Consider the following 21234-nt stretch of genomic DNA (forward strand, 5'->3'; position numbering starts at 1 on the left):
GCGAGTGCGCTCCCCGCGGGTGCGCTCCCCCTGGACCCCTGCTCCCGTCAGATGCTTCCCGCCCACCCCGTACCGCCTGGCATGTCGTTATCCAGGGGGCTATCCGACGCGTCGGGCCATATCGACTACCGGGGCAGCGCGCGTGGACAGGGCGCGGAGGTAGCGGCGGGTGACGACCTCCTGGACGACTCGGGAGACGGGCGCGCCGAGCCGGGCGTACCAGGCGGCGGGCTTCGAGACCGCGTCGAGATGGAAGCGCACGACGCCGGTGTCCGTGCGGGTCACGGTGAACTGCTCGATCCCGGATTCGGGGTGTCCGGGCAGCGTGCCGTAGGCGAAGCCGGCACGGTCCGGTTCGTCGATCACCCACAGCACGCGGCAGGGGGCGAGGATCGAGAGCGGCCCGATGCCGAGGCGCAGATGCACCTGCGCTCCGGGCTCGGCTTGGCGGTGCGAGGCAGCGACCTGCAATCCCGCTCGTCGGTGCACCACCCAGCCGCGCACGGCGGAGCTGGCCGTCTCGAAATCCATGGCAGGCACCAGGGCGCTGCGGCGCATCCGGCGGTACCCCTCAGGCGGATTCTCCAGGGCATCGAGCGGAGCTGTGATCGTCTGCTCGGAATCGACCGCCGTGGCGTACCTCGTCGGCGGCGCGGAGCGTCCCGTCCGCAGCCGGTGGATCCGCCCCTCGAGGGGAGCCGGGAGCACGGCGAGCGCAGTATCGAACAGGCGCGCCGGCCATGGGTCACGCAGCATCTCGTTCTGCCACGTCGACTCCATCGGGCTGAGCGGTTCGATCGGCGGGCACAGCGGCCGCGGCGTCCAGTCGTCGGCCCAGGGGCTGGCGGTGATCCGCAGGGACGTGGCGGGATCATCGGTTCCGCTGCCGCTCTCCGCGCCGAAGGACGTGCGCATGCTCGCGCCATCCGGAGATCTCACCACCTCGCTCGCGCCGTCGACGATCGACAGGATCGCCTGGTCGAGCTCCTCGAGCAGATCGCGGGAGCCGGAATCGCAGGCGTCGCACAGGCAGTCCGGCTCCAGGACCGCGACGGCGGGCTCGCCCAGGCCGACGACGAGGTCCGGGACCGCGGCGGCGTCGTCGGCGAGGTCGATGCTGCCGGTGCTGCCGGCGCTGCCGGCGGCATCGTCCGGGGCGGTGCGGACGAGCACGAGTGGCTGGGCTTCGGGCCGACGGGGGCGCAGCACCGAGGTGCGATAGCGGTCCACGCGCGGGTCGACGGCCCAGCTGACCTGCGCTCCGTCCTCGAACTCGACCGCGTCGGCCCAGCCACGAGCGATGAGGACTTGCACCCAAGCCTCGGCGCGGGTCCACAGGATCCGGTATTTGCCGGGGTCCGAGCAGCGGCTGTACTCCTCGTCGCGGCTGTCGCGCCGCTCGCCGGGTGCGGTGGAGTCGTGGTGCGGGTCCTCCCAGCCGGGGGTGTCCGCGCCGGTCTGGGCGAACGCGTCCTCGACGTCCGCCAGCAGCGCGAGGAGGTCGGCGGAGAACGGCGGATCCTCGACGGTGAGGTCGTTCTCGGCATCGCGGGACACGAACGCCTCGCGCTCCTCCCACCAGGTCGGGGCGGAGGGGAACGTCATGAGGTGACGGTACCGGCAGGCGCGCTCTGATCTCCATCTCTTTGTCGAGGTCACGCCCTGTTGCGTCGAGGTCAGGCCGTGTTGCGTCGAGGCCACGCCGTGCTCGAAGGCAGCAACCCGAGTTCGTCGAGTTCGAGCCTGCATTCTGTGTCGGTGAGAGGGCGCTCACCGACACAGAATGCAGGCTCGACGGATGGTCCCCACCGCGTGGGGTCGTCGACCCGGGGTCAGACGGCCGTTCGCCGGGCTGCGGAGGCGAAGCCGAGCCAGGTGTGGCGGTTGCCCCACCAGCACCAGCCGAGTTTCGGGGCGTCCTGGCGGTCCTTGCCGTCACGTCCGGTGCCGTTGCTGATCCAGAGCGCCGGGGTGCGCGAGTCGAGCTTCCCGGTGGGCTTGGTGAGGCGCGAGCCGATCGTCATGAAGCAGTGGCCTCGCTCGAGGATCTCGCCCTGCTGGAGCACCCAGTGGAGGCCCTCGCTGAGAAGCAGCGGCGTGCGGTCGCGGCCGGTGATCGCCGGCAGCGCCTCCTCCGCGGACCAGTTCTCGTACTCGTCCCCGCGCTCCAGTCCCTCGACGAGGTAGAGCGCCTCGCGGCCCAGCTCGAGGCCGGTAGGCGCGAACTGGTCCACGTCGGTCATGTCCTCGACCACGAAGCCGGGCTTCTCCCCGCGCCGCAGCAGCGGGGTGAGGGCCGACGGCGGCGCGAGCGCCGGGTCGATCGCGAGGAGGGCGTCGGTGCGGTCGCTCCCCCACTGCTCTACGGCGTCGCGCAGGGCCTGCTCGCTGAGCCCGGCCAGGGTGTGCACCTCGAGAGCGATGAGCCGCCCTGCCTGCTCGGCGAGGGTGGGGAGCAGGGTCTCTGGGGGCATGGAGGTCTCCTTCGAGGCGGGGCGGATGTCAGTGGCCGGGTTGACAGTCGGCGCGGTGGCAGCTGGCGCTGCGGCGGGCGCTGCGGCGGCGGTCGGCGCGGCCTGAGACGCAGTGGGCGAACGCAGAATGGCAGAGGGATGCGAGATGGTCTCTCCTGGGGTGGGGTCGCGCGGACGATGCTCCGCACGGATCAGCACTCAACGCCACCTGCCGACGGCCTATTCCCGGCGGTTCCGTGGCCCCGTGGCCCCGTGGCCGACCTCAAGACCCGGCAACTCTGCAGCTCCCCCGCCCCATCCCCGCCAACTCCTCCAGCTCCGCCACTCGATATCCGTTGAGGCTGCCTCGCCCGTCTGGCAGGGTCGACCCCATGCCGCCACCCGAGGATCACGACCCCGACCAGGCCACCGATCCGTCGCGGATCCCCGCGCTCGATCCTGCCCTGCGCTCCTGGCTCGCCCCGATGGTCGGCGAGGTCTCGGTGGTCCGTTCGCTGGTCGGCGGGATCACCGGGCAGATGCTGCAGCTGCGTCGAGCCGACGGCGAGGCGGACATCGTGGTGCGGCGCTGGCCCGCCGAGCGGGACCATGCGCGGGACGAGGACCCGTCCGGTGACAGCCGCTGGCAGCAGGGCATGGTCCGACGCGAAGCCGTCGGGCTGGAGGCCCTGTGAGGGACCGGGCTGCCGGCGCCCGCGCTGATCGCCGCCGACCCCGACGGCTCCGCGTCCGGCCGCCCGACGACGGTGACGACGTTCCTTCCCGGCCGGGTGGAGCTCTCCCCGCCGGACCTGCGCTCCTGGGTGCGGAGCCTCGCCGAGATGCTGGTGCGGATCCATGCGGTGCCGCCCCCGGAGCTGGCCGCCTGCGAGCTGTGGGCCTCGAGCGATCTGCGCTGGCTCGAAGGGGATCACGAGGATCCCGTGGCCCTCGACGTCGCCGCGGACGGCGGGCTGGCTCGCGAGGCCCGGGAGCTCGCGGCCCGCCCTGCGGATCCGGCTCGCGCCGTGCTCAGCCATGGCGACTACCAGCACTTCAACGTGCTGTGGCAGGGCGGGAGCATCTCGGCGGTGGTGGACTGGCCCACCGTCGGCCGCGCAGATCGCGGTCTGGACGTGGGGCACTGCCGGCTGAATCTCGCCGTGCTGTTCTCCGCCGACGCCGCGATGTGGTTCCTCGAGGACTACGAGCAGATCGCCGGGAGGCGGGTCGATCCGGCGGCTGACCTCCAGCGCCTGCTGAACTTCGGACCGAACTGGCCGGAGTTCATCCCGCTCCAGGTGGCCGGGCGTGCCCCGGTCGACGGTCCGGGGATGGCTACGCGGGTGCGGGAGACGATCATGCGCACGCTCCGCCGGGCCGGGTGACGTCGCCGCAGCCCCCATCCTGGGCACCCGCGCTGATCCGGCCTACCCTGGCAGGGAGGTCCGCCGTCGGACCGACGACGGCGGGCCGCTACCCCAGGAGGACTGCGCTGTGGCACGGAACGTCGCTCAGAAACTTCTCGCCTCTCACCTCGTCGACGGTGAGCTCACACCCGGGGCCGAGGTGGGGCTGCGCGTGGACCAGACCCTCACCCAGGACGCCACCGGCACCATGGTGATGCTGGAGCTGGAGGCCATGGGCCTGGACCGGATCCGCACCGAGCTGTCGGTGCAGTACGTGGACCACAACCTGCTCCAGACCGACGAGAAGAACCCCGAGGACCACCTGTTCCTGCGCTCCGCCGCCGAGCGGTTCGGGCTGTGGTTCTCCCAGGCGGGCAACGGGGTCTCCCATCCGGTGCACCAGGCCCACTTCGGCCGCCCCGGCGCGCTCCTGATCGGTTCCGACTCCCATACGTGCGCGGCGGGCGCGCTGGGCATGCTCGCCGTCGGGGTGGGCGGTCTGGAGATCGCGATGGCGATGGCCGGCCAGCCGATGTACGTCACGACCCCGGACGTCTGGGGCGTGGAGCTGACGGGCACCCTGCCCGAGTGGGTCTCCGCGAAGGATGTGGTGCTGGAGATGCTGCGCCGCCACGGCGTCAGCGGCGGCGTGGGTCGCATCATCGAGTATCACGGCGAGGGTCTGGCGCAGCTGAGCGCGATGGACCGGCACGTCATCGCGAACATGGGCGCGGAGCTGGGCGCGACCGCGACGGTCTTCCCGGCCGACGATGTGGCCCGCGACTATCTCGCCGCCGTCGGCCGCGAGGACGACTTCGAGCGCTGGGAGGCCGACGCCGGCGCGTCCTACGACGTCACCGAGCAGATCGATCTGTCGACCCTGGAGCCGCTGATCGCGCGCCCCTCCTCCCCCGGCAACGTGGTGACGGTGGCCGAGGCGGCCGGCGAGGAGGTGTTCCAGGTGGTGGTCGGCTCCTCCGCCAACCCGGGGCTGCGGGACTTCGCCGTGGTCGCCGAGATCCTCGCCGGGCAGCAGAGCCACGACCAGGTCTCCGTCGACATCAACCCCACCTCCCGCGAGGTGCTCGCGGATCTGATCACCGGCGGCTGGCTGACCTCGCTGGTCGCGGCCGGCGCCCGCATCCACCAGTCCGGCTGCATGGGCTGCATCGGCATGGGCCAGGCCCCCGCCGCGGGCCGCAACTCGCTGCGCACCATGCCGCGGAACTTCCCGGGCCGCTCCGGCACGGAGGAGGACGCGGTGTGGCTGTGCTCCCCCGAGACCGCCGCAGCCGCCGCCCTGACCGGGAAGATCACCGATCCGCGCACCCTGGCCGGCTCCCACGGCCTGACCTGTCCGCGCCCGACGATGCCGGAGCGGTATGCCCATCTGCCCTCGATGCTGGCCGCTCCCCTGCCGCCGGAGGAGGCTGCGGAGGTCGAGCTGGTGAAGGGCTCGAACATCTCCTCGCTGCCGGACTTCGCCCCGGTCGAGGACCACCTGGACGTGCCCGCGATCTTGGTGATGGGCGACGACGTCTCGACCGACGAGATCCTGCCCGCCGGGTCCCGCGTGCTGCCCTTCCGCAGCAACATCCCCAAGATCGCCGAGTTCGCCTTCACCCGGATCGACCCGGACTATCCGCGGAACGCGCAGGCCGCCGAAGGCGGGCACGTGGTCGTGGCCGGGAGGAACTACGGCCAGGGCTCCTCCCGCGAGCACGCCGTGATCGCGCCGCGCTACCTGGGACTGAAGGCCGTGATCGCAGTGGGCTTCGCGCGGATCCACTGGCAGAACCTCGCGAACTTCGGGATCCTCGCCCTCGAGTTCGACGACCCCGCGGACCTCACCCGTATCGGGACGAACGACCAGGTGGTGCTCGACGGCGTGCACGAGGCGCTCCGCAGCGGCACCTCGGTCACGGCGCAGATCGGAGGCCGCGAGGTGGGGCTGCACCACCGGCTCTCGGAGCGCCAGGTGCAGATGGTCCTCGCCGGCGGACGGATCCCCCTCGCGGCGCGCGAGGTCTGAGGGTCGGCCGCTGCCCCGATCTGCCCGTCAGCGTGCGAGCGCGGCGTGACCTCCTCGCCGCCGACGCACCCCGCCCGCGAGAGCGCGCAGCACGTCCTCGGTGGCTGCCCAGTCCATGCACGCATCGGTCACGGACTGGCCGCGCACGAGGCCCGTCGGTCCGGCGTCGACGTCGAGCTTCTGTGCGCCGGCGACGAGGTTGCTCTCGAGCATGACCCCGGCGATCGCACCGCCGGCAGCCGCGCTGCCGTCTGTCGTCCTGCCGTCCACCGCGATCTGGTCGGCGAGCATCGTGGCGACCTCGGCCTGGCGCACGTGGTCCTTGCCGGAGTTGCCGTGGCTGGCGTCGATCACCAGGCGCGGCGGCAGGCCCTGCTCCGCGAGGCGCTCGGCGGCGGTGCGCACGGGGCCGGGGCCCCAGTTCGGGCCGTCGGACCCGCCGCGCAGGATCAGGTTGACGTCGGGGTTGCCGGTGGTCGAGACCAGGCTCGCCCGCCCGTCGGCCCCGATCCCGAGGAAGGACTGCGGGGACGAGGCCGCCGCAACCGCGTCCAGCGCCACCTGGATGCTTCCGTCGGTGCCGTTCTTGAACCCGATCGGCATGGACAAGCCGGAGGCGAGCTGGCGGTGGATCTGCGATTCGGTGGTGCGGGCCCCGATCGCGCCCCAGCTGATGAGGTCCGCGATGTACTGCGGGCTGATCGGCTCGAGGAACTCGGTGGCGCAGGGCAGGCCCAGACCCGTGACATCGAGCAGGAAATCGCGGGCCCGGCGCAGACCGGTGGCGATGTCGTGGCTGCCGTTGAGGTGCGGGTCGTTGATCAGGCCCTTCCAGCCGACGGTGGTGCGCGGCTTCTCGAAGTAGGTGCGCATCACCAGCAGCAGGTCATCGCCCAGCTCCTCCTGGATCCCGGCGAGCAGGCAGGCGTACTCGAGCCCGGCCTCCGGGTCATGGATCGAGCAGGGGCCCACGACGACGAGCAGGCGGTCATCGGTGCCCTCGAGCACCGCGCGCACCTGGTCGCGGGCACTGCCCACGAGATCGGCGAGGTCCGGCCGCAGCGGCAGCTCGGCGAGGAGCTCGGCCGGGGTGGGCAGCGGAGTGAGGCTCGCGATGTGGCGATCGGGGGTGGCCGCGGAGGCCGAGGCGGCGGAGGAGGCTGCGGTGGCCGTGGCGGCCGGGCCTGTGCTGGCTGGGACTGTGTCGAGAGCTGTCATGGGTCCTGTCCTGAGGGAGAGCGGACCCGATGCAGAGCCCGCCGGGAATGGCGAAGGGCAGAGCGAATGCTCTGCCCCGGCGGCTCTGAAGGGATGGTGACGCTATGGCATCGCCGGCCCCTCCAGGGCCGACTTCGCATAGGTAAACCATCGGTTCGTCATGCCAGGAGAGTACAGGCCCAGGCGCACGACGCAAGCCCGGTCCGCCCGATGGTCGGCCGACAGGACCAGGGTCAGGCGGCCTTGGCTCGGAGGCGCCACAGAGTGGTGACCTCCTGGCGGCGGGCGGCGTGGAGCAGGTCGAGGGCGTCGGCGGCGCGGCCGTGGCGCGGCGTGGTCGAGTCCTCGCCGGCAACCTCCAGACCGGCCCGGCGGATCAGGCGCCGCAGCTCGTCGCGGCTGCGCAGCTCGAGGTGCTCGGCGAGGTCGGACAGAACCAGCCAGCCCTCCCCTCCGGGGGTGAGGTGATCGGCGAGGCCCGCGAGGAAACCACGCAGCATGGTGGAGCCGTCGTCGTAGATGCCCAGCTCGAGCGCGGAGGTGGGGGTCCCCGGCAGCCACGGCGGGTTGCACACCACGAGGTCGGCGCGCCCCGGCGGGAAGAGATCCGTCTCGATCACGGTGACCGCCGACGTCAGCTCGAGTCGCTCGATGTTCTCCCGGGCGCTCTCGACGGCGCGGGGGTTCACGTCGGTGGCGACCACGTTCACCACACCCCGTCGGGCGAGGACCGCCGCCAGCACCCCGGTGCCGGTGCCGATGTCGAAGGCCGTGAGCTGCTCCCTCGTGGTGGGCAGCGGCACCCGGGCCACGAGGTCCACGTATTCGGAGCGCGAGGGCGAGAAGACGCTGTGACGAGGGTGGATGCGGGCACCGAGCGCCGGGACCGGGACCCCCTGCTCATGCCACTGGTAGGCGCTCAGGACGCCCTGCAGCTCGGTGAGCGAGACCAGCGTGGGCTCCTCCAGCTCGCCGTAGGCCTCACGGCAGGCGTCCGCGATGTCCGGGGCGCGGCGCAGCGCGAGGCGGCCGCCGGGCTCGAGGAGCACGACGATGCCGCCGAGCACCTGGGAGCGTTCCGCCCTCTCGGCGCGATGCGCACGGAACAGGGCCGAGATGCCCAGCTTGCGCGAGATGCTTCCGTGATCGATGCGCCGGGAGACGGCCTTGAGGAGCTGCCGGGCGTTGTGGAAGTCGCCGCGCCACAGCAGCGAGCTGCCGGCGCGCAGGTGGCGCAGAGCGGCGTTCGCGGTGAGCGTGTCATCGGCGATCTCGACCGTGACGGGCGGAGGAGCACCGTTCTCGGAGCGCCACCGCGCCGACTGCACAGCGTCGTTCTCGGTCCAGCTGACCAGGGGCATCGGTGTCTCCCAGGACGTCGACGAACGAGGATCCGGCGCCGCATCCGGGTCGGTGCACAGAAGGGCTCCTCGCGACGAGTCCTTCTCGTCCGGTCCGAAGAGTGTCTCACCTGCCCTGCGATCGCGCTCTGCGATCACGGTCCGGGCCGGACCGGGCCGAGGCACTTCCCGCGCCACCGGCGCCTTCGCCGTCGTGGTCAGCACCGCCATCACCCACCCCACCACCCTCACCACCTGGTTCCACCAGGTCGTCACCACCGCCTGACCCACCCCGCCAAGCCCCAGCCCCAGCCCCAGCCCCAGCCCCAGCCCTACGACCTTCTGCTCCCCAGCGTCGGCTCTACGCTCCATACGCCTCGAGCCGACGCACAGCGACGAAAGCTCGTATCGCTCAGTGCGCACAGCGGGACTATCCGGACGTGGCGTTCGCAGGGACGGCCGCTGACCTGAACTGGGCTGACCGGGAGGTCGGCGCTCGCCCAGCCTCCGTTCCTATACTCGGCACCGCAGGCATCCTGTGTTCGTTTCGACGAAGGAGGCACGTCATGAGTGCAGACGAGAAGTTCGAGAACGCGACCGACAAGATGGGCGGCCAGGCCAAGGAAGGTTTCGGCAAGCTCACCGGCGACAAGGAGACCCAGGCGGAGGGCCAGGCCCAGCAGGGCAAGGCCGACGCCAAGGACAAGCTCCAGGACGCCCGCGACACCGTGAAGGGCGCGGTCGGCGGGATGTTCGGCAAGAAGGACAAGACCGACTGATCTGCCGGGACGGCAGCGGCTCCGCGCCGCCGTCGACCCGATCCGAGGGCGGCTCCACCTGGTGGGGCCGCCCTCGACGCGTCCAGGGCCGCGACGCCCAGCCCCGCAGGCACCGGACGGGGGCAGGACTGGACGGGACTGGACGGGACTGGACCGGGCGGGACAGGACCGGACGGAGTAGCGTGACCTGCCAGCGGCACGCCGCCGCAGCCTCGACAGGAAGTGCGCGATGACGCCACGAGAACAGCCCCAACGGGTCAGGGTCCAGAACTTCACCGTCTCCCGCGACGGCATCGGCGCCGGGGAGCACCAGAGCCTCGAGCGGCCCTTCGGGACCGTGAGCACCGGCCCCCTCGACCCCAGCAAGCTCATGGCCTGGAGTTTCGAGACCGCGAACTTCCCCGGACGCACCGATGGTGGCGGCACACGAGGCCTCGAGGACCGCCTGACCAGAGACTTCTCCCAGAACATCGGCGCGGAGATCATGGGGCGCAACAAGTTCGGCCCCGTGCGCGGCCCGTGGCCGGATGAGGAGTGGACCGGCTGGTGGGGCGAGGATCCGCCGTTCCACACGCCCGTGGTCGTGATGACCCATCACCCGCGGCCGTCGTTCTCGCTCTCGGACACCACCTTCCATTTCGTGGACGGCACCCCGCGGGAGGCGCTCGAGCAGGCCTTCGCGGCGGCCGACGGGAAGGACGTGCGCATCGGCGGCGGGGTCTCCACCGTTCGCCAGTTCCTCGAGGCGGACCTCATCGATGAGCTGCACGTGGCGGTCGCCCCGCTCGAGTACGGCAGCGGGCTCCGGCTGTGGGATGCCCCGGAGGACCTCACGGACCGCTTCCATCTGGAGAAGGTCCTCGCGCCCAGCGGCGTCACGCACTGCTTCCTCTGGCGTCGCTGAGCACCCAGGGTCGATGCCGGTCGGTCCGACGGTGTCTCTCGCCCGACGGACCCGCTAGGAGCCCACGCCGGCTGTGTACGCCTCGCGAGTGAAGGGGCGCAGCCCCGTCGTCGGATCGGCGAGGGTGGACAGGATGTCGCGGGAGGCGAGCAGGGCGGCTCCATGGGCGCTCGCGAACTGGTCGAGCTGGGAGATGCCGAGCTCGGGTGCGATCTGGGCGTGGGTCGCGAGGTACTCTCGCAGATCGTCCTCGAAGAGGTGCGCGAGCGGGGTGAGCGCACCGCCGACGACCACCAGGGACGGGTCCACGAGGGTGGCCGCCAGGGCGAGCGTCTCCGCGACCTGTCCGGTGTAGTCCTTCACCGTGGCCAGCACCGCCGGGTCCCCGTCGAGCGCGGCCTGCACCATGTGGCCTACCGGGTCCCGGATGCCATCGGCGTCGCTCCGCCAGGCACGCAGCTCGCTCGTGGGCCGCAGCGCGGACATCGACAGGTCCCCCGCGATGTGATGGACGCCCTGACGCGGGACCCCGCCCAGCAGCAGCGCCATCGAGGGTCGCCGTCCCAGCTGGATCTGCACCACCTCCGTGTGCCCCCGGGAGACGCCCACCCGGTGCTCCGCCCAGAGCGCAGCCCGCACGTCGTTGTCAGCCATCGTGATGCCCTGGATGCACTCGCCCAGGAGATCACCCGGCCGGTGCCCTTCCCAGGCGGGGAGCGTCACCGATCGGGCCAGCCGGCCACCGTCGTCGACGGTTCCGGACAGGGCGAACGCCGTCACCCACACCTCGGAGGCGTCGTCGGTGCACTCCGCGACCACGGTCGAGACGGCCTCGTGCACCGGCGAGGCATCACGCCGGATCTCCCCGTCGGCCACCTCGCACTCGGCACGACGCACGGGCTCCCCCGCGAGGTCCGTGCTGACGGCGCGCACGGAATGCGGCCCGATGTCGACCCCGAGAACCTGCCCCGCGGGGGTGCGAGCGCTGAACATCTGGGACGGCCGGCCCGGACCGCTGACCCGCGCGGGGCCGACGTCGGCCCAGCCCTTGTCGCTCAGCCCGCGCAGCACCTCGGCGAGGGTGGCCTGGGAGAGCCCGGTGGAGCCGACGAGCTCGGTGATGCGCTGGGGGCCGTCGGTGCGGAGGGCGTCGACCACGGCATATTCGTTCCAGCTGCGTACCGAGCTGGGATCCGCTCGGCGTCCCGTGCGGTGCATACCCTCCACCCCCTTCGTGACGCCGGTCACGTCCGGATCATCCCAGTATGGCACCCTGCGCCCGGTCCGCGTGAATCGGCTGTCACCGACGGCCGAAATGCTGCTGGCGGGAATGCTGCGGGCAGAGCCGCGGGTCACCTCACCCTGGCCACTGAGCCCGCGTCACACAGGCATCTCGGGAGCATCCGCCGCGGCGAGCGCCAGCTCGGCCGAGCGCACGTCCGTGATGATCACGTGGGCGAGTCCTGACCGGAGGGTCGCGAGCACTCCGCGCTCCTTCCACTCGCCGCCGCCGATCGCCACCCGGAGAGGCACCCAGCGCAGCTCCGTCTCCGGGATGCCGATGAAGCGGCCCTCGAGGCCGCTGACGCTCCGACCCTCGATGTCCAGCAGCGTGGTGCCGAACTCGGCCACCACTCCCCTCTCCTCGAAGGTCTCCCGCTCCCCGTTCTCGGCGAGGATCTGCGCCAGCAGCGAGGAGTCGGGCCAGCCGCCGATGGTGAGGAAGGCCTTGCGGACGTGCCGGAACCTCGCCATGGTCTCCTGGATCGCGGGATGACGGAGGATCGGCGTCGCCTCGAGCTCGATGAGGATCGGGACATACAGCGGCGAGGTCGCTCCCCCGGCCGCGCGGCCGATGTTGGAGATGACCTCGACGCCGTCCTCGAGCCGCGGCCAGCCGATGCCGGTCAGCTGGACGACGTCGGCGCTGGGCAGCGCGTCGATCTGCCGGGAGGCGAGCACGAGGGTGCGGCCGGGCGCGAAGCCGAGCACGTCGTCCTCCTGCACGGTCTCGCGGATGAACCGGGCGGTGACCGCGGCGATGGCCTCGCGCACCTCGGCGTCCTGCGCGGAGCGGGTGGCGACCACGAGCGCGGACTGCAGGCCGTAGCGCCGGGCGAGCCGCGTCGAGAGGTCCACGTCGATCGGGACCTCCACGGCCGGGCGCACCTCGATCAGTCCCAGGTCACGAGCCTTTCGCACCATGCGCGCGGTGACGAAGCGCGACTTGCCGATCTCCTCGGCGATGTCGTTGACGGTGCGTCCGTGGGCGAGATTCTGCATGGCGACGTACACGTGCAGGATCTGCTGGTCCAAGGGCATCTGTGCGCTCATGAGCGCATGGTATTGCCGCATCCGTGCAGATATCGGGGACGACGGGTCGTCCATGGATGGCCCTCGTTCCTCCCCGTCCGCCGGACAGTCAGGTCGCGAACCGCCTCCGAGCGGACTCCGGTCCGCCACCCGACGGTCGAGCGGCGGACGGTCAGGTGGAGGCGGCATCGGCCTCGTCGAGCCAGTCCATGGCGAGTGCCGGGTCGTCGGCCGTGGTGCCGTCGGCCCCCAGGCGCACCGCCTCGCGCATGTTCTCGAACGAGCGCATCGGCCACAGGTGCAGCTCGAGGCCGCGGTCCCGGAACGCCTGGACGTGCTGGTCGGTGAGCCCCTCGAAGCCCACGCAGATCCGGGACGCGCCCGTGTGGTCCACGAGCTTCTCCCAGCCGCCCTCGAACTCCTCGGCTGCGGCGATGTCGTGGCGGATGATGCCGCGCGGCACGTCGGGGAACAGCTCCATGGCCTCGCGCAGCGGCTCCTCCTTGAAGCTGGTCAGCTGCGTCCGTGCAGCGTGCTCGGGATGGGCCTCGAAGTAGCGCGCCAGGTAGGGCACGGTCTCCGGGGCCTTGATCTCGAGCTGGATGACGGTGCGGGTGGCCTCGTACATCTCCTGAAGCGTCACCACGCCGAAGCCGGAGTCCAGCACCACGGAGCGCAGCTCGGCCAGGGTCATCTCCCTGGCCGGGCCGAGGCCCCGCGCGGAGTCGTCGCCGGCGGTGCGGTCCAGCGTCGCGTCGTGCAGGAGGAACAGCTCCTCGTCGGCGCTGAGCCGCACGTCGAGCTCGATCTCGTCGACCCCGATCTGCTCGGCCAGCTCGTAGCCCTCCAGACTGTTCTCGGGGGCGTGCGCCATCGCGCCGCGGTGGCCCACGATCAGCATCTTTCCCATCGTGCCTCTCACTCTCCCACTCTCTGCTCGTACTTCTCCCGGACCCGGTCGATCGCGGGCTCCAGCTCCTTCTCCATCCTGGTCAGCACCTTCTCGGCGTCCTCGCCGGCCGAGTAGACGGACTGGATGGCGTTCTTGGCCTCAACGAGCGTCTCGGGCACATAGCGTCGGGCGACGTCGGGCCCCTGCGCGATCTCGAGCTGGTCGATGCCGACCTGGTAGCGGGGGTCCTCGGCGGAGCGCGCCGCGATCTCGTCGGACTCCATCGCGTCCTTCGTGGAGGGCACATAGCCGCTGCCCAGGGTCCAGTCGATCGAGGCCTGCCCGGTGCTGAGGAACTTGATGACCTCCCAGGCGGCCTGCTTCCGCTGCGCGGAGGCGTACTTCATGATCGACAGCCCGCCGCCGCCGGTGGGGACCCCGGGGCCGACCTCCTGCGGAAGGTACCCGCAGCCGAAGTCGAAGGTCGCGGCCTCCTTGATGCCGGAGAGGCTGCCGGTGGACTGCAGGGCGGTGGCGCAGGCACCCGAGGAGAAGTCGCCGGTGGCGTCGGCCGCGAGATAGCCCGAGCCGTCGTCGTGGATGAACGTCCGGTCGTACTCGAGCGCGGCGATCGACTCGTCGGTGGTCAGCGTCATGTCCAGGCCGTCGGAGTAGGCGCCGCCGAAGGCCCAGATCGAGCCCGAGAAGTACCAGTCGTCGCCGCCGATGTAGGCGCGCATGGCGACCTTGTTGCCGTGGTACTCGTAGCCGGTGACCTCGCGGCCCCACTCGGCGTACTCGGTGTAGGTCTCCGGCGCGCGGTCCGGGAGGCCCACGGCGTCGAAGATCTCGCGGTTGTAGTAGAACAGCGGCGTCGAGCGGCCGAAGGGGAGCCACCAGATGTCGTCCTTGACGGTGCCCTCGGCGAGGAACCGCTCGTGGTAGGTGTCGGTGCCGAAGGAGTCGTCGAAGTAGCCCTTGAGCGGCTCGAGCACCTCCGCGAGGTAGAAGCGGTTCCACACCACGTCGCTGAACACGACGATGTCGGGCACCTGGCGGGCCTGCAGGCTCGCGGAGAGCTTGGACTCCACGCCCTCGTAGCTGTCGAAGATCTGCACCTCGACGTAGATCTCGCTCTGCGCCTTGTGGAAGGCGTCGATGTTCGCCTGGATCACCTCGGCGTTGTGCGCGGTGTAGGCGCTCCAGATGACCACGCGCTGACGGCCCGCGAACTCCTCGGGGGTCTCGCCGCCGGGCTGCTCGAGCACGAGCCCCTCGGTGTCGCCGAGGCCGAAGCAGCCGCCCAGCAGCGGTGTCCCGGCGGCGAACAGTCCGGCGCCCAGCAGCAGCCGGCGCGAGGGGGTGCGGGGGCGGGCGGAGCGCCCGCGGGAACGGGTGGAAGGCATGGCTCTCCTTGCAGGACGGGGCACGGTGCTCAGCGACCGTTGCCGGCGGCGGCGCCGGTGAGCCCGGAGACGATGTAGCGCTGGGCGCACAGGAACACGAACAGCATCGGGAGCACCACGATGAGGGTGCCGGACATCAGCACGCCCCAGTTGGTCAGGCCGTCGTTGGACTTCAAATACATCAGCCCGATGGGCAGGGTGCGCATGTTCACCGAGTTGGTGATGATCAGCGGCCACACGAAGTTGTTCCACTCGTCGATGACGGCGACCAGGGCCACGGTGACCACGGCCGGGATCGACATCGGCAGCGTGAAGGAGATGAGCCGGCGCAGGTGACCACAGCCGTCGACCTCCGCGGCCTCGAACACCTCCGCGGGCAGCGACATGAAGTGCTGGCGCAGCAGGAAGGTTCCGAAGGCGGAGGCCACCCCCGGCAGGATCAGGCCCGCGTAGGTGTTGATCAGGCCCATGTTGCCCATGGTGATGTAGTTGACCAGCAGCGTGACGTGACCGGGGACCATGAGCGCGCCGAGCATCACCACGAACAGCCACTTCTTGCCCGGGAAGGGCAGGAACGCGAACGCGTAGGCGGCGAAGACGGCGAGCACCACCTTGAGCGTCGCCCCGATGACCGTGACGATCACCGAGTTCTTGATGAACGCCCCGAAGGGTGCGATCCGCCAGGCCTCGCGCATGTTCTCGAAGGTCAGCTCGCTGGGCAGCCACTTCATGGGCCAGGAGTAGATGTCGCCGTTGGTCTTGAACGACGTGGACAGCAGCATGTACAGCGGGATGAGGAAGACCAGGCCCACAGCGATCAGCAGCAGGTATCCCCACCAGCTGCGCCTCAGGGGGCTCGGGCGGCGGCGACGGGTGGAAGACGCGGGTCCGCGGGACGTGCTGCCGGTGCGGCCGACGGACTCGTCGGCCCGCTGGTCCCCCTCGGCCGCCGTGCGGGTGGTCGTGGGATCCGCCATCAGTAGTGCACCTTCTTCTCGACGAACCGGAACTGCAGGGCCGTGATGACCATGAGGATCACGAACATGACGGTGCCGGCGGCGGCGGAGAGGCCGACGTTGGAGCGGGAGAACGCCTGTTCGTAGATGAACCAGCTCAGCGTGGTGGTGGAGGAGGCCGGGCCGCCGTTCGTCATCACCGCGATCAGGTCGAACGCCTGGAAGGCGCCGATGGTCTGGGTGATGACCAGGAAGAACGTGGTGGGCGAGAGCAGCGGGAGGATCACCCGGGTGAAGGTCTGGAACGAGTTGGCGCCGTCGAGCTCGGCGGCCTCGAGGACGTCGGTGGGCAGCCCCTGGATGCCGGCGAGGTACACGATCGAGACGAAGCCGACGCCTTTCCAGATCGAGACGATCAGCAGGGCGGGCAGCGCCCAGTCGGCGTCGGTGGTCCAGCTCGGCGAATCCGCCCCGACGAGGTTGAAGACCACACGTGCCAGGCCGTAGTTGGGGTCGAAGATGAACAGCCACACCACGGCGATCGCGGCGCCGGAGACGACGTGCGGGGTGAACACGATGCCCGTGGCGACCGAGGTGCCGGGCAGCTTCTTGGAGAAGAGGGCCGCCAGCAGCACACCGAGCACGAGGCTGATGCCGACCACCACGACAACCCACACCAACGACACCCACAGCACCTTGTGGAAGGAGGGCGAGACGAGCATCGAGGTGTAGTTCGTCAGCCCCACGAAGAGCGGCTCGGGAGAGATGAAGTCCCAGCTGGTGAGGCTCAGGTAGAGGTTCGCGATGATCGGCCAGTACGCGAAGACGGCGATGAGCGCGAGGTTGGGGAAGGCGAACAGGGCGAACAGGCCGTAGCCGCGTCGCAGGCGTCGGCGGCGGGCGGCGAGGCGCTCCGCCGACAGGGGCGGCAGCGACGTCACCGAGGTCGGGGCCTCCTTCCGCGACCTCTCCGGGGCCGTGGGACTGGTGCTCATCGGGCCTCCCGGGGGTGCTCGGTGTCAGGGAGGCCGCCGGCTTCGGTGCTCACCAGCGCCTGGAACGGGGCGAGGGTGGGGACGGGGACATCGCGGATCTCGAGGGTTCCGATCTCCGGCATCACCGCGGCACGGTTCGGCGTCATGGTGGTCCTTCCGGGAGCGGCCTGGCTCCTGCCTGCTGTGGCCCACCGTCCGCAGTGGGCCCGGTCACGTCGGGACCCACCGTAACGCCGCTGCTCCGTTGTGCTGGATCGGTGCTCTTATGTGCACTGGAGACGTGGCGCGATGTTCATCCGGGGTTTCCGGCGCAGGTCCCGCGGAGACGTCCCGCTCACACCCCGAAGATGCCCGAGCTCCGGATGGCGATGGGGCGGCCGTGGCGTCGGCACCACTGCGCGTAGTGGTCCAGGACGAGCGCGGCGTCGGGGTGGGGATGGAACTCCCGGTCCGGCCCCCGACGGGGGTTCAGCTTGAGACGCCCGATCCCCACCCAGCGCCCCGTGGACAGCGCGACCAGGAACGTCGCAGTCCGGGTGGGGTAACGGGGGTGGATCATCTCGGTCACCTCGGCCCAGGGGATCACGAGGGTCCCGGCGAACGGCTGGCGCGCCACGATCCCGTGCTCGTGGATCGAGAGGGAGGACTGCAGGGTGCGATGGGCGAAGAAGCAGAGCCCGCCGATACCTGGCAGGCCGACGATCGCCACCACCCCGCCGACGACCGCTGAGGACGGCTCGCCATGGACGACGGCGAGCACCATGAGGATCCCGACGGCGGCGAGCACTCCCAGCCCCAGCAGCACGAGCATCGCGAGAAGAACGCTCAGCCCCCGGCCCGCAGAGGTGCGGCGCAGGGCCCCGAGGTCCATCAGCTCGGCCCCCAGCGGGTGCGGTCCGGGCCCGACCCCGGCGCCTGCCATATCGTTCTGCATCGATCGCACGCTATCTCAGTCGCCGTCGCTCCCCCAGCCGCGGCACCTGGCGACCCTGGCGGCGAGCGATGGGGAACGACGGCGCTCGAGCTCGCCGGTGCGCCGCACCCGCTGGCTCCGCGATGTCCGGCAAGGTGGAGGGACGACCGGTTGTCGGGCCGACGGAGAGGAACCACCATGAGATGTGCACTGGTCACGGGAGCATCCCGCGGGATCGGCCGGGCCACGGCGATAGCGCTGAGCGAACGCGGTGAGAAGGTGGCCGTGCACTTCGGTGCGGACCAGGCCGCCGCGCAGGAGACCGTGAGCCTGCTGCACGGCGAGGGACATGTGCTCGTGGGCGGCGATCTCGCGGATCCGGCGACGGCTCAGCGCGTGGTCGCCGAGGCGGAGGCCGGGCTCGGCCAGATCGACGTGCTGGTGAACAACGCCGGGATCGCGCCCGGGCCGGGCACCGACCACCGGGTGGACGAGACCGACTTCGCCGCGTGGCAGCAGCGCTTCACGCGGATGATCGACGTGGATCTCACGGCGCCCGCGAACCTCACCTACCTGGTGGCGCGGTCGCTGATCGCCCGCGAGGCGCCCGGGGTGATCGTGAACGTCGGCTCACGCGGGGCGTTCCGCGGTGAGCCCGACGCCCCCGCGTACGGGGCGGCGAAGGCTGGGCTGCACGCCTTCGGCCAGTCGATGGCGCTCGCCCTGGCCCCGCACGGCATCGCGGTGGCGTCGGTCGCGCCGGGATTCATCGGCACCGAGCGCCAGCAGCCCAAGCTCGAGGGCCCGGCCGGCGACGGACTGCGTGCGCAGAGCCCCTTCGGGCGGGTGGGGACGGCCGAGGAGGTCGCCGCCGCGATCCTCTACCTCACCTCCCCCGAGGCGCAGTGGGCCTCCGGCGCGGTGCTGGATCTGAACGGGGCCTCGCACCTGCGGACGTGAGGGGCTGCGGTGGGTGACGAGGCCGGACCGTGGCCAGGGCTGAGCCGGGGCACTGCACGTCATCGCCATGAATTGCGCTCTCGCCGTCAGCTTTCTACCCTGATCGACATGAGTGCAGAAAATCCTCTGAGTGCCGCCGCGCCCGCAGGCTCCGACCCGTCCGACGGACACCCCGAGGAGAAGGAAGGCTGGCTCCCCGGCTGGGTCATCCTGCTCGTGATCGCCGCGCTGGTGGTGGGCGCCGTGCTGATCGCCCCGCGCATCGACGTGCGCGGAGGCTCCGGAGAGCCGATCCCCACGGGCCTGAAGGCCGAGCTGGGCGCACCGTCGATCCCGGATCCCGCGGAGGAGGGCGTCGAGGGCGCCACGACCGAGGAGGAGATGGTCGCCGGCGTGCTGCGCTACGCGATGGAGAGCCGTGTGCTCGAGCAGGCGAAGATGAAGCTGCCCACCAGCTCGGAGTGCACGACCTCCGACAGCACCACCTACGAGTGCACGGTGACAGTCGAGGATCAGTCGGCACGCTCGACGATCCAGGTCGATGATGTCTCGAACCTGACCGTCACCTCCGGCGAGCAGACGGTGATCGACAGGGACACCATCCACTACACCGTGCTGGAACAGGAGATCGTGGTCACCGACCGCGCCATCCACCTCGAGGCCCAGCAGACGGTCGCTGAGTCCCAGGAGGGCGACTCACCGTACGACGCGCCACGCTGCGACGAGGACCTGCCCGCGCTCCAGGTGGTCGCCGAGGGCGAGGAGGCCGAGGGCAACTGCTACGCGAAGCCCAACGGCTGGCGTGCCTGGCCGAACTGGTCCGCGACGCTCACCATCTCCACGGACTCGACAGGCCCCAGCCTCTGGAAGGACTGACCGGGGCTGGGAGGAAGGATTGGGGCCGGAAGGACTGCATGGCCGTCGGGCACCTCGGCCCCGCCTGCCCGGCGTCCCACCCTTCCGCGCGACCCGGCTCCAGCACGCGAACTCGCCGCGGTGAGCTCGATGGTGGCTGGCGAGCAGCCGGCAAACAGGCGTCCCCGCGCTGAGGGGCGAGCTCTCGCAGTGCACAATCCCTGCAAACGTTGCGGCGGGACGGGAAATCGCGGCAACTCCCGGCCACCCCGGACAGCGCTATCCACAGTCTCGTATGCTCCCGGCACACCTGGCAGTTCCTGAGGTCGACGACGCTCGAAGGACATCTCCATGCACACTGCACCGCTCCCCCGCACCACTCTCCACGTCGCTTCGGCGCACGGCTCGGCTCATGGCTCCCCAGATGGCTCAGCGTTCAGGCGCCCCCGCTGCCCGTCGGCCCACGCGATGATCCCCACCTCGCCGCTGCTGCGCAGCACCGGGTCGGGCTGCGTGCGCCGGAGCGCCGGCGGGCCCCGACGTCGCACCGTGCTCGCGGGCGGGCTCGCCTCCTCGATGCTCCTCGCCGCCTGTGGGCCGTCCTCGCGCAGCGCCGAGACCTCGAACGAGGTGAGCTTCATGTTCTGGGGCCCGGCCTTCTATCAGGAGTTCACCGGCGAGATGGTCGATGCCTTCGCGGCGGACAAGCCCGAGGTGGACGTCTCGCTGCAGCCCTCGGAGTGGGACGGCTACTGGGACAAGCTCGCCACGCAGGTCGCCGGCGGCACCCCGCCGGACGTCATCAACATGGACGGCAAGTACATCGCGGAGTACTCCGGGCGGGGCGTGCTCGCCGATCTGGAGTCCCTCGAGGGCCTGGACCTCTCGGGCCTGGACTCCGCCGATCTGGATGCCGGCCGCGTGGACGGCGTGCTGACCGGGCTCTCCACCGGGTCCAACGCCTGGGTGGTCGTGGCCAACCCGGCACTGTTCGAGAAGGCAGGCGTGGAGCTGCCCGATGACACCACGTGGACGTGGGAGGACTTCGCGGAGATCGCGACGGCGATCAGCGACTCCGGGGTCGCGACCGGGATGACCGGCGGGGCCAGCTACGCGGACCTCACGATCTTCCTGCGTCAGAAGGGCGAGGATCTGTGGGCGGCTGACGGGATGGGCTGCACGCCCGAGTCCCTCGCGCAGTGGTTCCAGCTCTACCTCGACCTGCAGGAGTCCGGGGCGACCCTTCCGGCGGACGCCGCCGTGGAGGACAGCGCCACGGCGCTCGAGCAGCAGGCGTTCTCCACGGGCCGCTCAGCGATGAGCTGGACCTGGACGAACCAGCTGCAGTCGCTGCGCGACGCCGTCGGCTCCGACGACGACGTGGTCATGCTGCGCCCGCCCTCGCTCTCCGGCTCGGCCTCCGAGAACGGCCTGTTCAAGAAGGCCTCGATGTACTGGTCGATCGCCGCGACCTCCCAGAACACCGAGCAGTCCGCGCAGCTCGTGAGCTTCCTCGTCAATGACCCGAAGGCGCAGGCGATCCAGCTGCTGAACCGCGGGGTCCCCTCCGACCCGGCCGCGATCGAGGCGATGGGCGACGCCCTCACCGCCACCGACCACGATGTCGTGGACTTCCTGGAGGCGATCACGCCCGAGCTGGCCGATGCCCCCGCCGTGCAGCCCATGGGCACCGCCGATTCGCAGAACACGTTCACGCGCCTGCTGACCGACGTGCGCTTCGGGACGACGACGCCGCAGGAGGCCGCGGAGGCGACCATCGCCGAGGTGAACGGGATGGTCACCAGCTGA

The 21234-nt window shown here is 71.0% G+C and carries 20 protein-coding genes; 8 read left to right on the forward strand and 12 right to left on the reverse strand.

The window, feature by feature from the left end; translation table 11 throughout:
* Positions 1-99: 99 nt before the first annotated feature.
* Both INT49_RS21005 and INT49_RS04215 read right to left on the reverse strand, forming a co-directional pair.
* Positions 100-1605 (reverse strand): DUF1990 domain-containing protein, encoded by a 1506-nt coding sequence (locus INT49_RS21005; protein WP_226849714.1) that lies wholly within the window; start codon positions 1603-1605, stop codon positions 100-102.
* 227 nt (positions 1606-1832) lie between these two features.
* Positions 1833-2474: a DUF5701 family protein gene (locus INT49_RS04215; protein ID WP_193116463.1), complete on the reverse strand. Its 642-nt coding sequence runs from the start codon at positions 2472-2474 to the stop codon at positions 1833-1835.
* A gap of 371 nt (positions 2475-2845) precedes the next feature.
* Between INT49_RS04215 and INT49_RS04220 the strand changes: the two genes are divergently transcribed.
* From INT49_RS04220 to INT49_RS04230, 3 genes are all read left to right on the forward strand, one after another.
* Positions 2846-3148 carry a hypothetical protein gene (locus INT49_RS04220; RefSeq protein WP_193116464.1) on the forward strand — a complete coding sequence of 101 codons (303 nt, stop codon included), beginning with the start codon at positions 2846-2848 and terminating at the stop codon, positions 3146-3148.
* 9 nt (positions 3149-3157) lie between these two features.
* Entirely contained in the window at positions 3158-3841 is a 684-nt protein-coding gene (locus INT49_RS04225) for a phosphotransferase family protein (RefSeq protein WP_193116538.1), read from the forward strand.
* A 109-nt stretch (positions 3842-3950) separates the two neighbouring features.
* Entirely contained in the window at positions 3951-5894 is a 1944-nt protein-coding gene (locus INT49_RS04230) for an aconitate hydratase (RefSeq protein ID WP_193116465.1), read from the forward strand.
* Positions 5895-5921: 27 nt separating this feature from the next.
* On the opposite strand, the gene INT49_RS04235 is transcribed toward INT49_RS04230, so the two are convergent.
* Both INT49_RS04235 and INT49_RS04240 read right to left on the reverse strand, forming a co-directional pair.
* A complete protein-coding gene (locus INT49_RS04235; RefSeq protein WP_193116466.1) occupies positions 5922-7112 on the reverse strand; it encodes a 3-deoxy-7-phosphoheptulonate synthase in 1191 nt (396 codons plus the stop codon).
* A 233-nt stretch (positions 7113-7345) separates the two neighbouring features.
* Positions 7346-8824, reverse strand: a complete 1479-nt coding sequence (locus tag INT49_RS04240) for a methyltransferase (RefSeq protein ID WP_226849715.1) — start codon at positions 8822-8824, stop codon at positions 7346-7348.
* Between the two features lie 194 nt (positions 8825-9018).
* Here INT49_RS04240 and INT49_RS04245 point away from each other — a divergent pair, with 194 nt between their 5' ends.
* The gene (locus tag INT49_RS04245) at positions 9019-9231 is read left to right on the forward strand and encodes a CsbD family protein (RefSeq protein WP_193116467.1); all 213 of its coding nucleotides are present in this window, start codon (positions 9019-9021) and stop codon (positions 9229-9231) included.
* 229 nt (positions 9232-9460) lie between these two features.
* On the forward strand, positions 9461-10135 hold the full coding sequence (locus tag INT49_RS04250) for a dihydrofolate reductase family protein (RefSeq protein ID WP_193116468.1): 675 nt from the start codon (positions 9461-9463) through the stop codon (positions 10133-10135).
* A 54-nt stretch (positions 10136-10189) separates the two neighbouring features.
* On the opposite strand, the gene INT49_RS04255 is transcribed toward INT49_RS04250, so the two are convergent.
* From INT49_RS04255 to INT49_RS04290, 8 genes are all read right to left on the reverse strand, one after another.
* Entirely contained in the window at positions 10190-11383 is a 1194-nt protein-coding gene (locus INT49_RS04255) for an ROK family transcriptional regulator (RefSeq protein WP_193116469.1), read from the reverse strand.
* 132 nt (positions 11384-11515) lie between these two features.
* A complete protein-coding gene (locus tag INT49_RS04260; RefSeq protein ID WP_193116470.1) occupies positions 11516-12469 on the reverse strand; it encodes a sugar-binding transcriptional regulator in 954 nt (317 codons plus the stop codon).
* Between the two features lie 151 nt (positions 12470-12620).
* Positions 12621-13358, reverse strand: a complete 738-nt coding sequence (locus INT49_RS04265) for a glycerophosphodiester phosphodiesterase (protein WP_193116471.1) — start codon at positions 13356-13358, stop codon at positions 12621-12623.
* Positions 13359-13366: 8 nt separating this feature from the next.
* Positions 13367-14746, reverse strand: coding sequence for an ABC transporter substrate-binding protein (locus tag INT49_RS04270; RefSeq protein WP_193116472.1), 1380 nt, complete (start codon positions 14744-14746; stop codon positions 13367-13369).
* Between the two features lie 29 nt (positions 14747-14775).
* Positions 14776-15723 (reverse strand): carbohydrate ABC transporter permease, encoded by a 948-nt coding sequence (locus INT49_RS04275; RefSeq protein WP_193116473.1) that lies wholly within the window; start codon positions 15721-15723, stop codon positions 14776-14778.
* Positions 15723-16697 carry a carbohydrate ABC transporter permease gene (locus INT49_RS04280; RefSeq protein WP_193116474.1) on the reverse strand — a complete coding sequence of 325 codons (975 nt, stop codon included), beginning with the start codon at positions 16695-16697 and terminating at the stop codon, positions 15723-15725. The genes INT49_RS04275 and INT49_RS04280 overlap by 1 nt, the downstream gene beginning before the upstream one ends.
* Positions 16694-16843: a hypothetical protein gene (locus INT49_RS04285; RefSeq protein WP_193116475.1), complete on the reverse strand. Its 150-nt coding sequence runs from the start codon at positions 16841-16843 to the stop codon at positions 16694-16696. The genes INT49_RS04280 and INT49_RS04285 overlap by 4 nt, the downstream gene beginning before the upstream one ends.
* 188 nt (positions 16844-17031) lie before the next feature.
* The gene (locus INT49_RS04290; protein WP_193116476.1) at positions 17032-17631 is read right to left on the reverse strand and encodes a hypothetical protein; all 600 of its coding nucleotides are present in this window, start codon (positions 17629-17631) and stop codon (positions 17032-17034) included.
* Positions 17632-17808: 177 nt separating this feature from the next.
* Between INT49_RS04290 and INT49_RS04295 the strand changes: the two genes are divergently transcribed.
* The 3 genes from INT49_RS04295 (at position 17809) to INT49_RS04305 (ending at position 21234) form a co-directional block, all read left to right on the forward strand.
* Entirely contained in the window at positions 17809-18570 is a 762-nt protein-coding gene (locus tag INT49_RS04295) for an SDR family NAD(P)-dependent oxidoreductase (protein WP_193116477.1), read from the forward strand.
* Between the two features lie 108 nt (positions 18571-18678).
* Positions 18679-19446, forward strand: a complete 768-nt coding sequence (locus tag INT49_RS04300; protein WP_193116478.1) for a hypothetical protein — start codon at positions 18679-18681, stop codon at positions 19444-19446.
* 447 nt (positions 19447-19893) lie between these two features.
* Entirely contained in the window at positions 19894-21234 is a 1341-nt protein-coding gene (locus tag INT49_RS04305) for an ABC transporter substrate-binding protein (protein WP_193116479.1), read from the forward strand.

The sequence above is a fragment of the Brachybacterium tyrofermentans genome (assembly GCF_014897585.1).
Lineage (GTDB): Bacteria > Actinomycetota > Actinomycetes > Actinomycetales > Dermabacteraceae > Brachybacterium > Brachybacterium tyrofermentans.

What these genes read in the sequence shown, in the direction of transcription:
- INT49_RS21005 (WP_226849714.1), bottom strand. Translation starts at nt 1,605, where the DNA reads ATGACGTTCCCCTCCGCCCCGACCTGGTGGGAGGAGCGCGAGGCGTTC.
- INT49_RS04215 (WP_193116463.1), bottom strand. Translation starts at nt 2,474, where the DNA reads ATGCCCCCAGAGACCCTGCTCCCCACCCTCGCCGAGCAGGCAGGGCGG.
- INT49_RS04220 (WP_193116464.1), top strand. Translation starts at nt 2,846, where the DNA reads ATGCCGCCACCCGAGGATCACGACCCCGACCAGGCCACCGATCCGTCG.
- INT49_RS04235 (WP_193116466.1), bottom strand. Translation starts at nt 7,112, where the DNA reads ATGACAGCTCTCGACACAGTCCCAGCCAGCACAGGCCCGGCCGCCACG.
- INT49_RS04240 (WP_226849715.1), bottom strand. Translation starts at nt 8,824, where the DNA reads ATGGAGCGTAGAGCCGACGCTGGGGAGCAGAAGGTCGTAGGGCTGGGG.
- INT49_RS04245 (WP_193116467.1), top strand. Translation starts at nt 9,019, where the DNA reads ATGAGTGCAGACGAGAAGTTCGAGAACGCGACCGACAAGATGGGCGGC.
- INT49_RS04250 (WP_193116468.1), top strand. Translation starts at nt 9,461, where the DNA reads ATGACGCCACGAGAACAGCCCCAACGGGTCAGGGTCCAGAACTTCACC.
- INT49_RS04260 (WP_193116470.1), bottom strand. Translation starts at nt 12,469, where the DNA reads ATGAGCGCACAGATGCCCTTGGACCAGCAGATCCTGCACGTGTACGTC.
- INT49_RS04265 (WP_193116471.1), bottom strand. Translation starts at nt 13,358, where the DNA reads ATGGGAAAGATGCTGATCGTGGGCCACCGCGGCGCGATGGCGCACGCC.
- INT49_RS04270 (WP_193116472.1), bottom strand. Translation starts at nt 14,746, where the DNA reads ATGCCTTCCACCCGTTCCCGCGGGCGCTCCGCCCGCCCCCGCACCCCC.
- INT49_RS04275 (WP_193116473.1), bottom strand. Translation starts at nt 15,723, where the DNA reads ATGGCGGATCCCACGACCACCCGCACGGCGGCCGAGGGGGACCAGCGG.
- INT49_RS04280 (WP_193116474.1), bottom strand. Translation starts at nt 16,697, where the DNA reads ATGAGCACCAGTCCCACGGCCCCGGAGAGGTCGCGGAAGGAGGCCCCG.
- INT49_RS04285 (WP_193116475.1), bottom strand. Translation starts at nt 16,843, where the DNA reads ATGACGCCGAACCGTGCCGCGGTGATGCCGGAGATCGGAACCCTCGAG.
- INT49_RS04290 (WP_193116476.1), bottom strand. Translation starts at nt 17,631, where the DNA reads ATGCAGAACGATATGGCAGGCGCCGGGGTCGGGCCCGGACCGCACCCG.
- INT49_RS04295 (WP_193116477.1), top strand. Translation starts at nt 17,809, where the DNA reads ATGAGATGTGCACTGGTCACGGGAGCATCCCGCGGGATCGGCCGGGCC.
- INT49_RS04300 (WP_193116478.1), top strand. Translation starts at nt 18,679, where the DNA reads ATGAGTGCAGAAAATCCTCTGAGTGCCGCCGCGCCCGCAGGCTCCGAC.
- INT49_RS04305 (WP_193116479.1), top strand. Translation starts at nt 19,894, where the DNA reads ATGATCCCCACCTCGCCGCTGCTGCGCAGCACCGGGTCGGGCTGCGTG.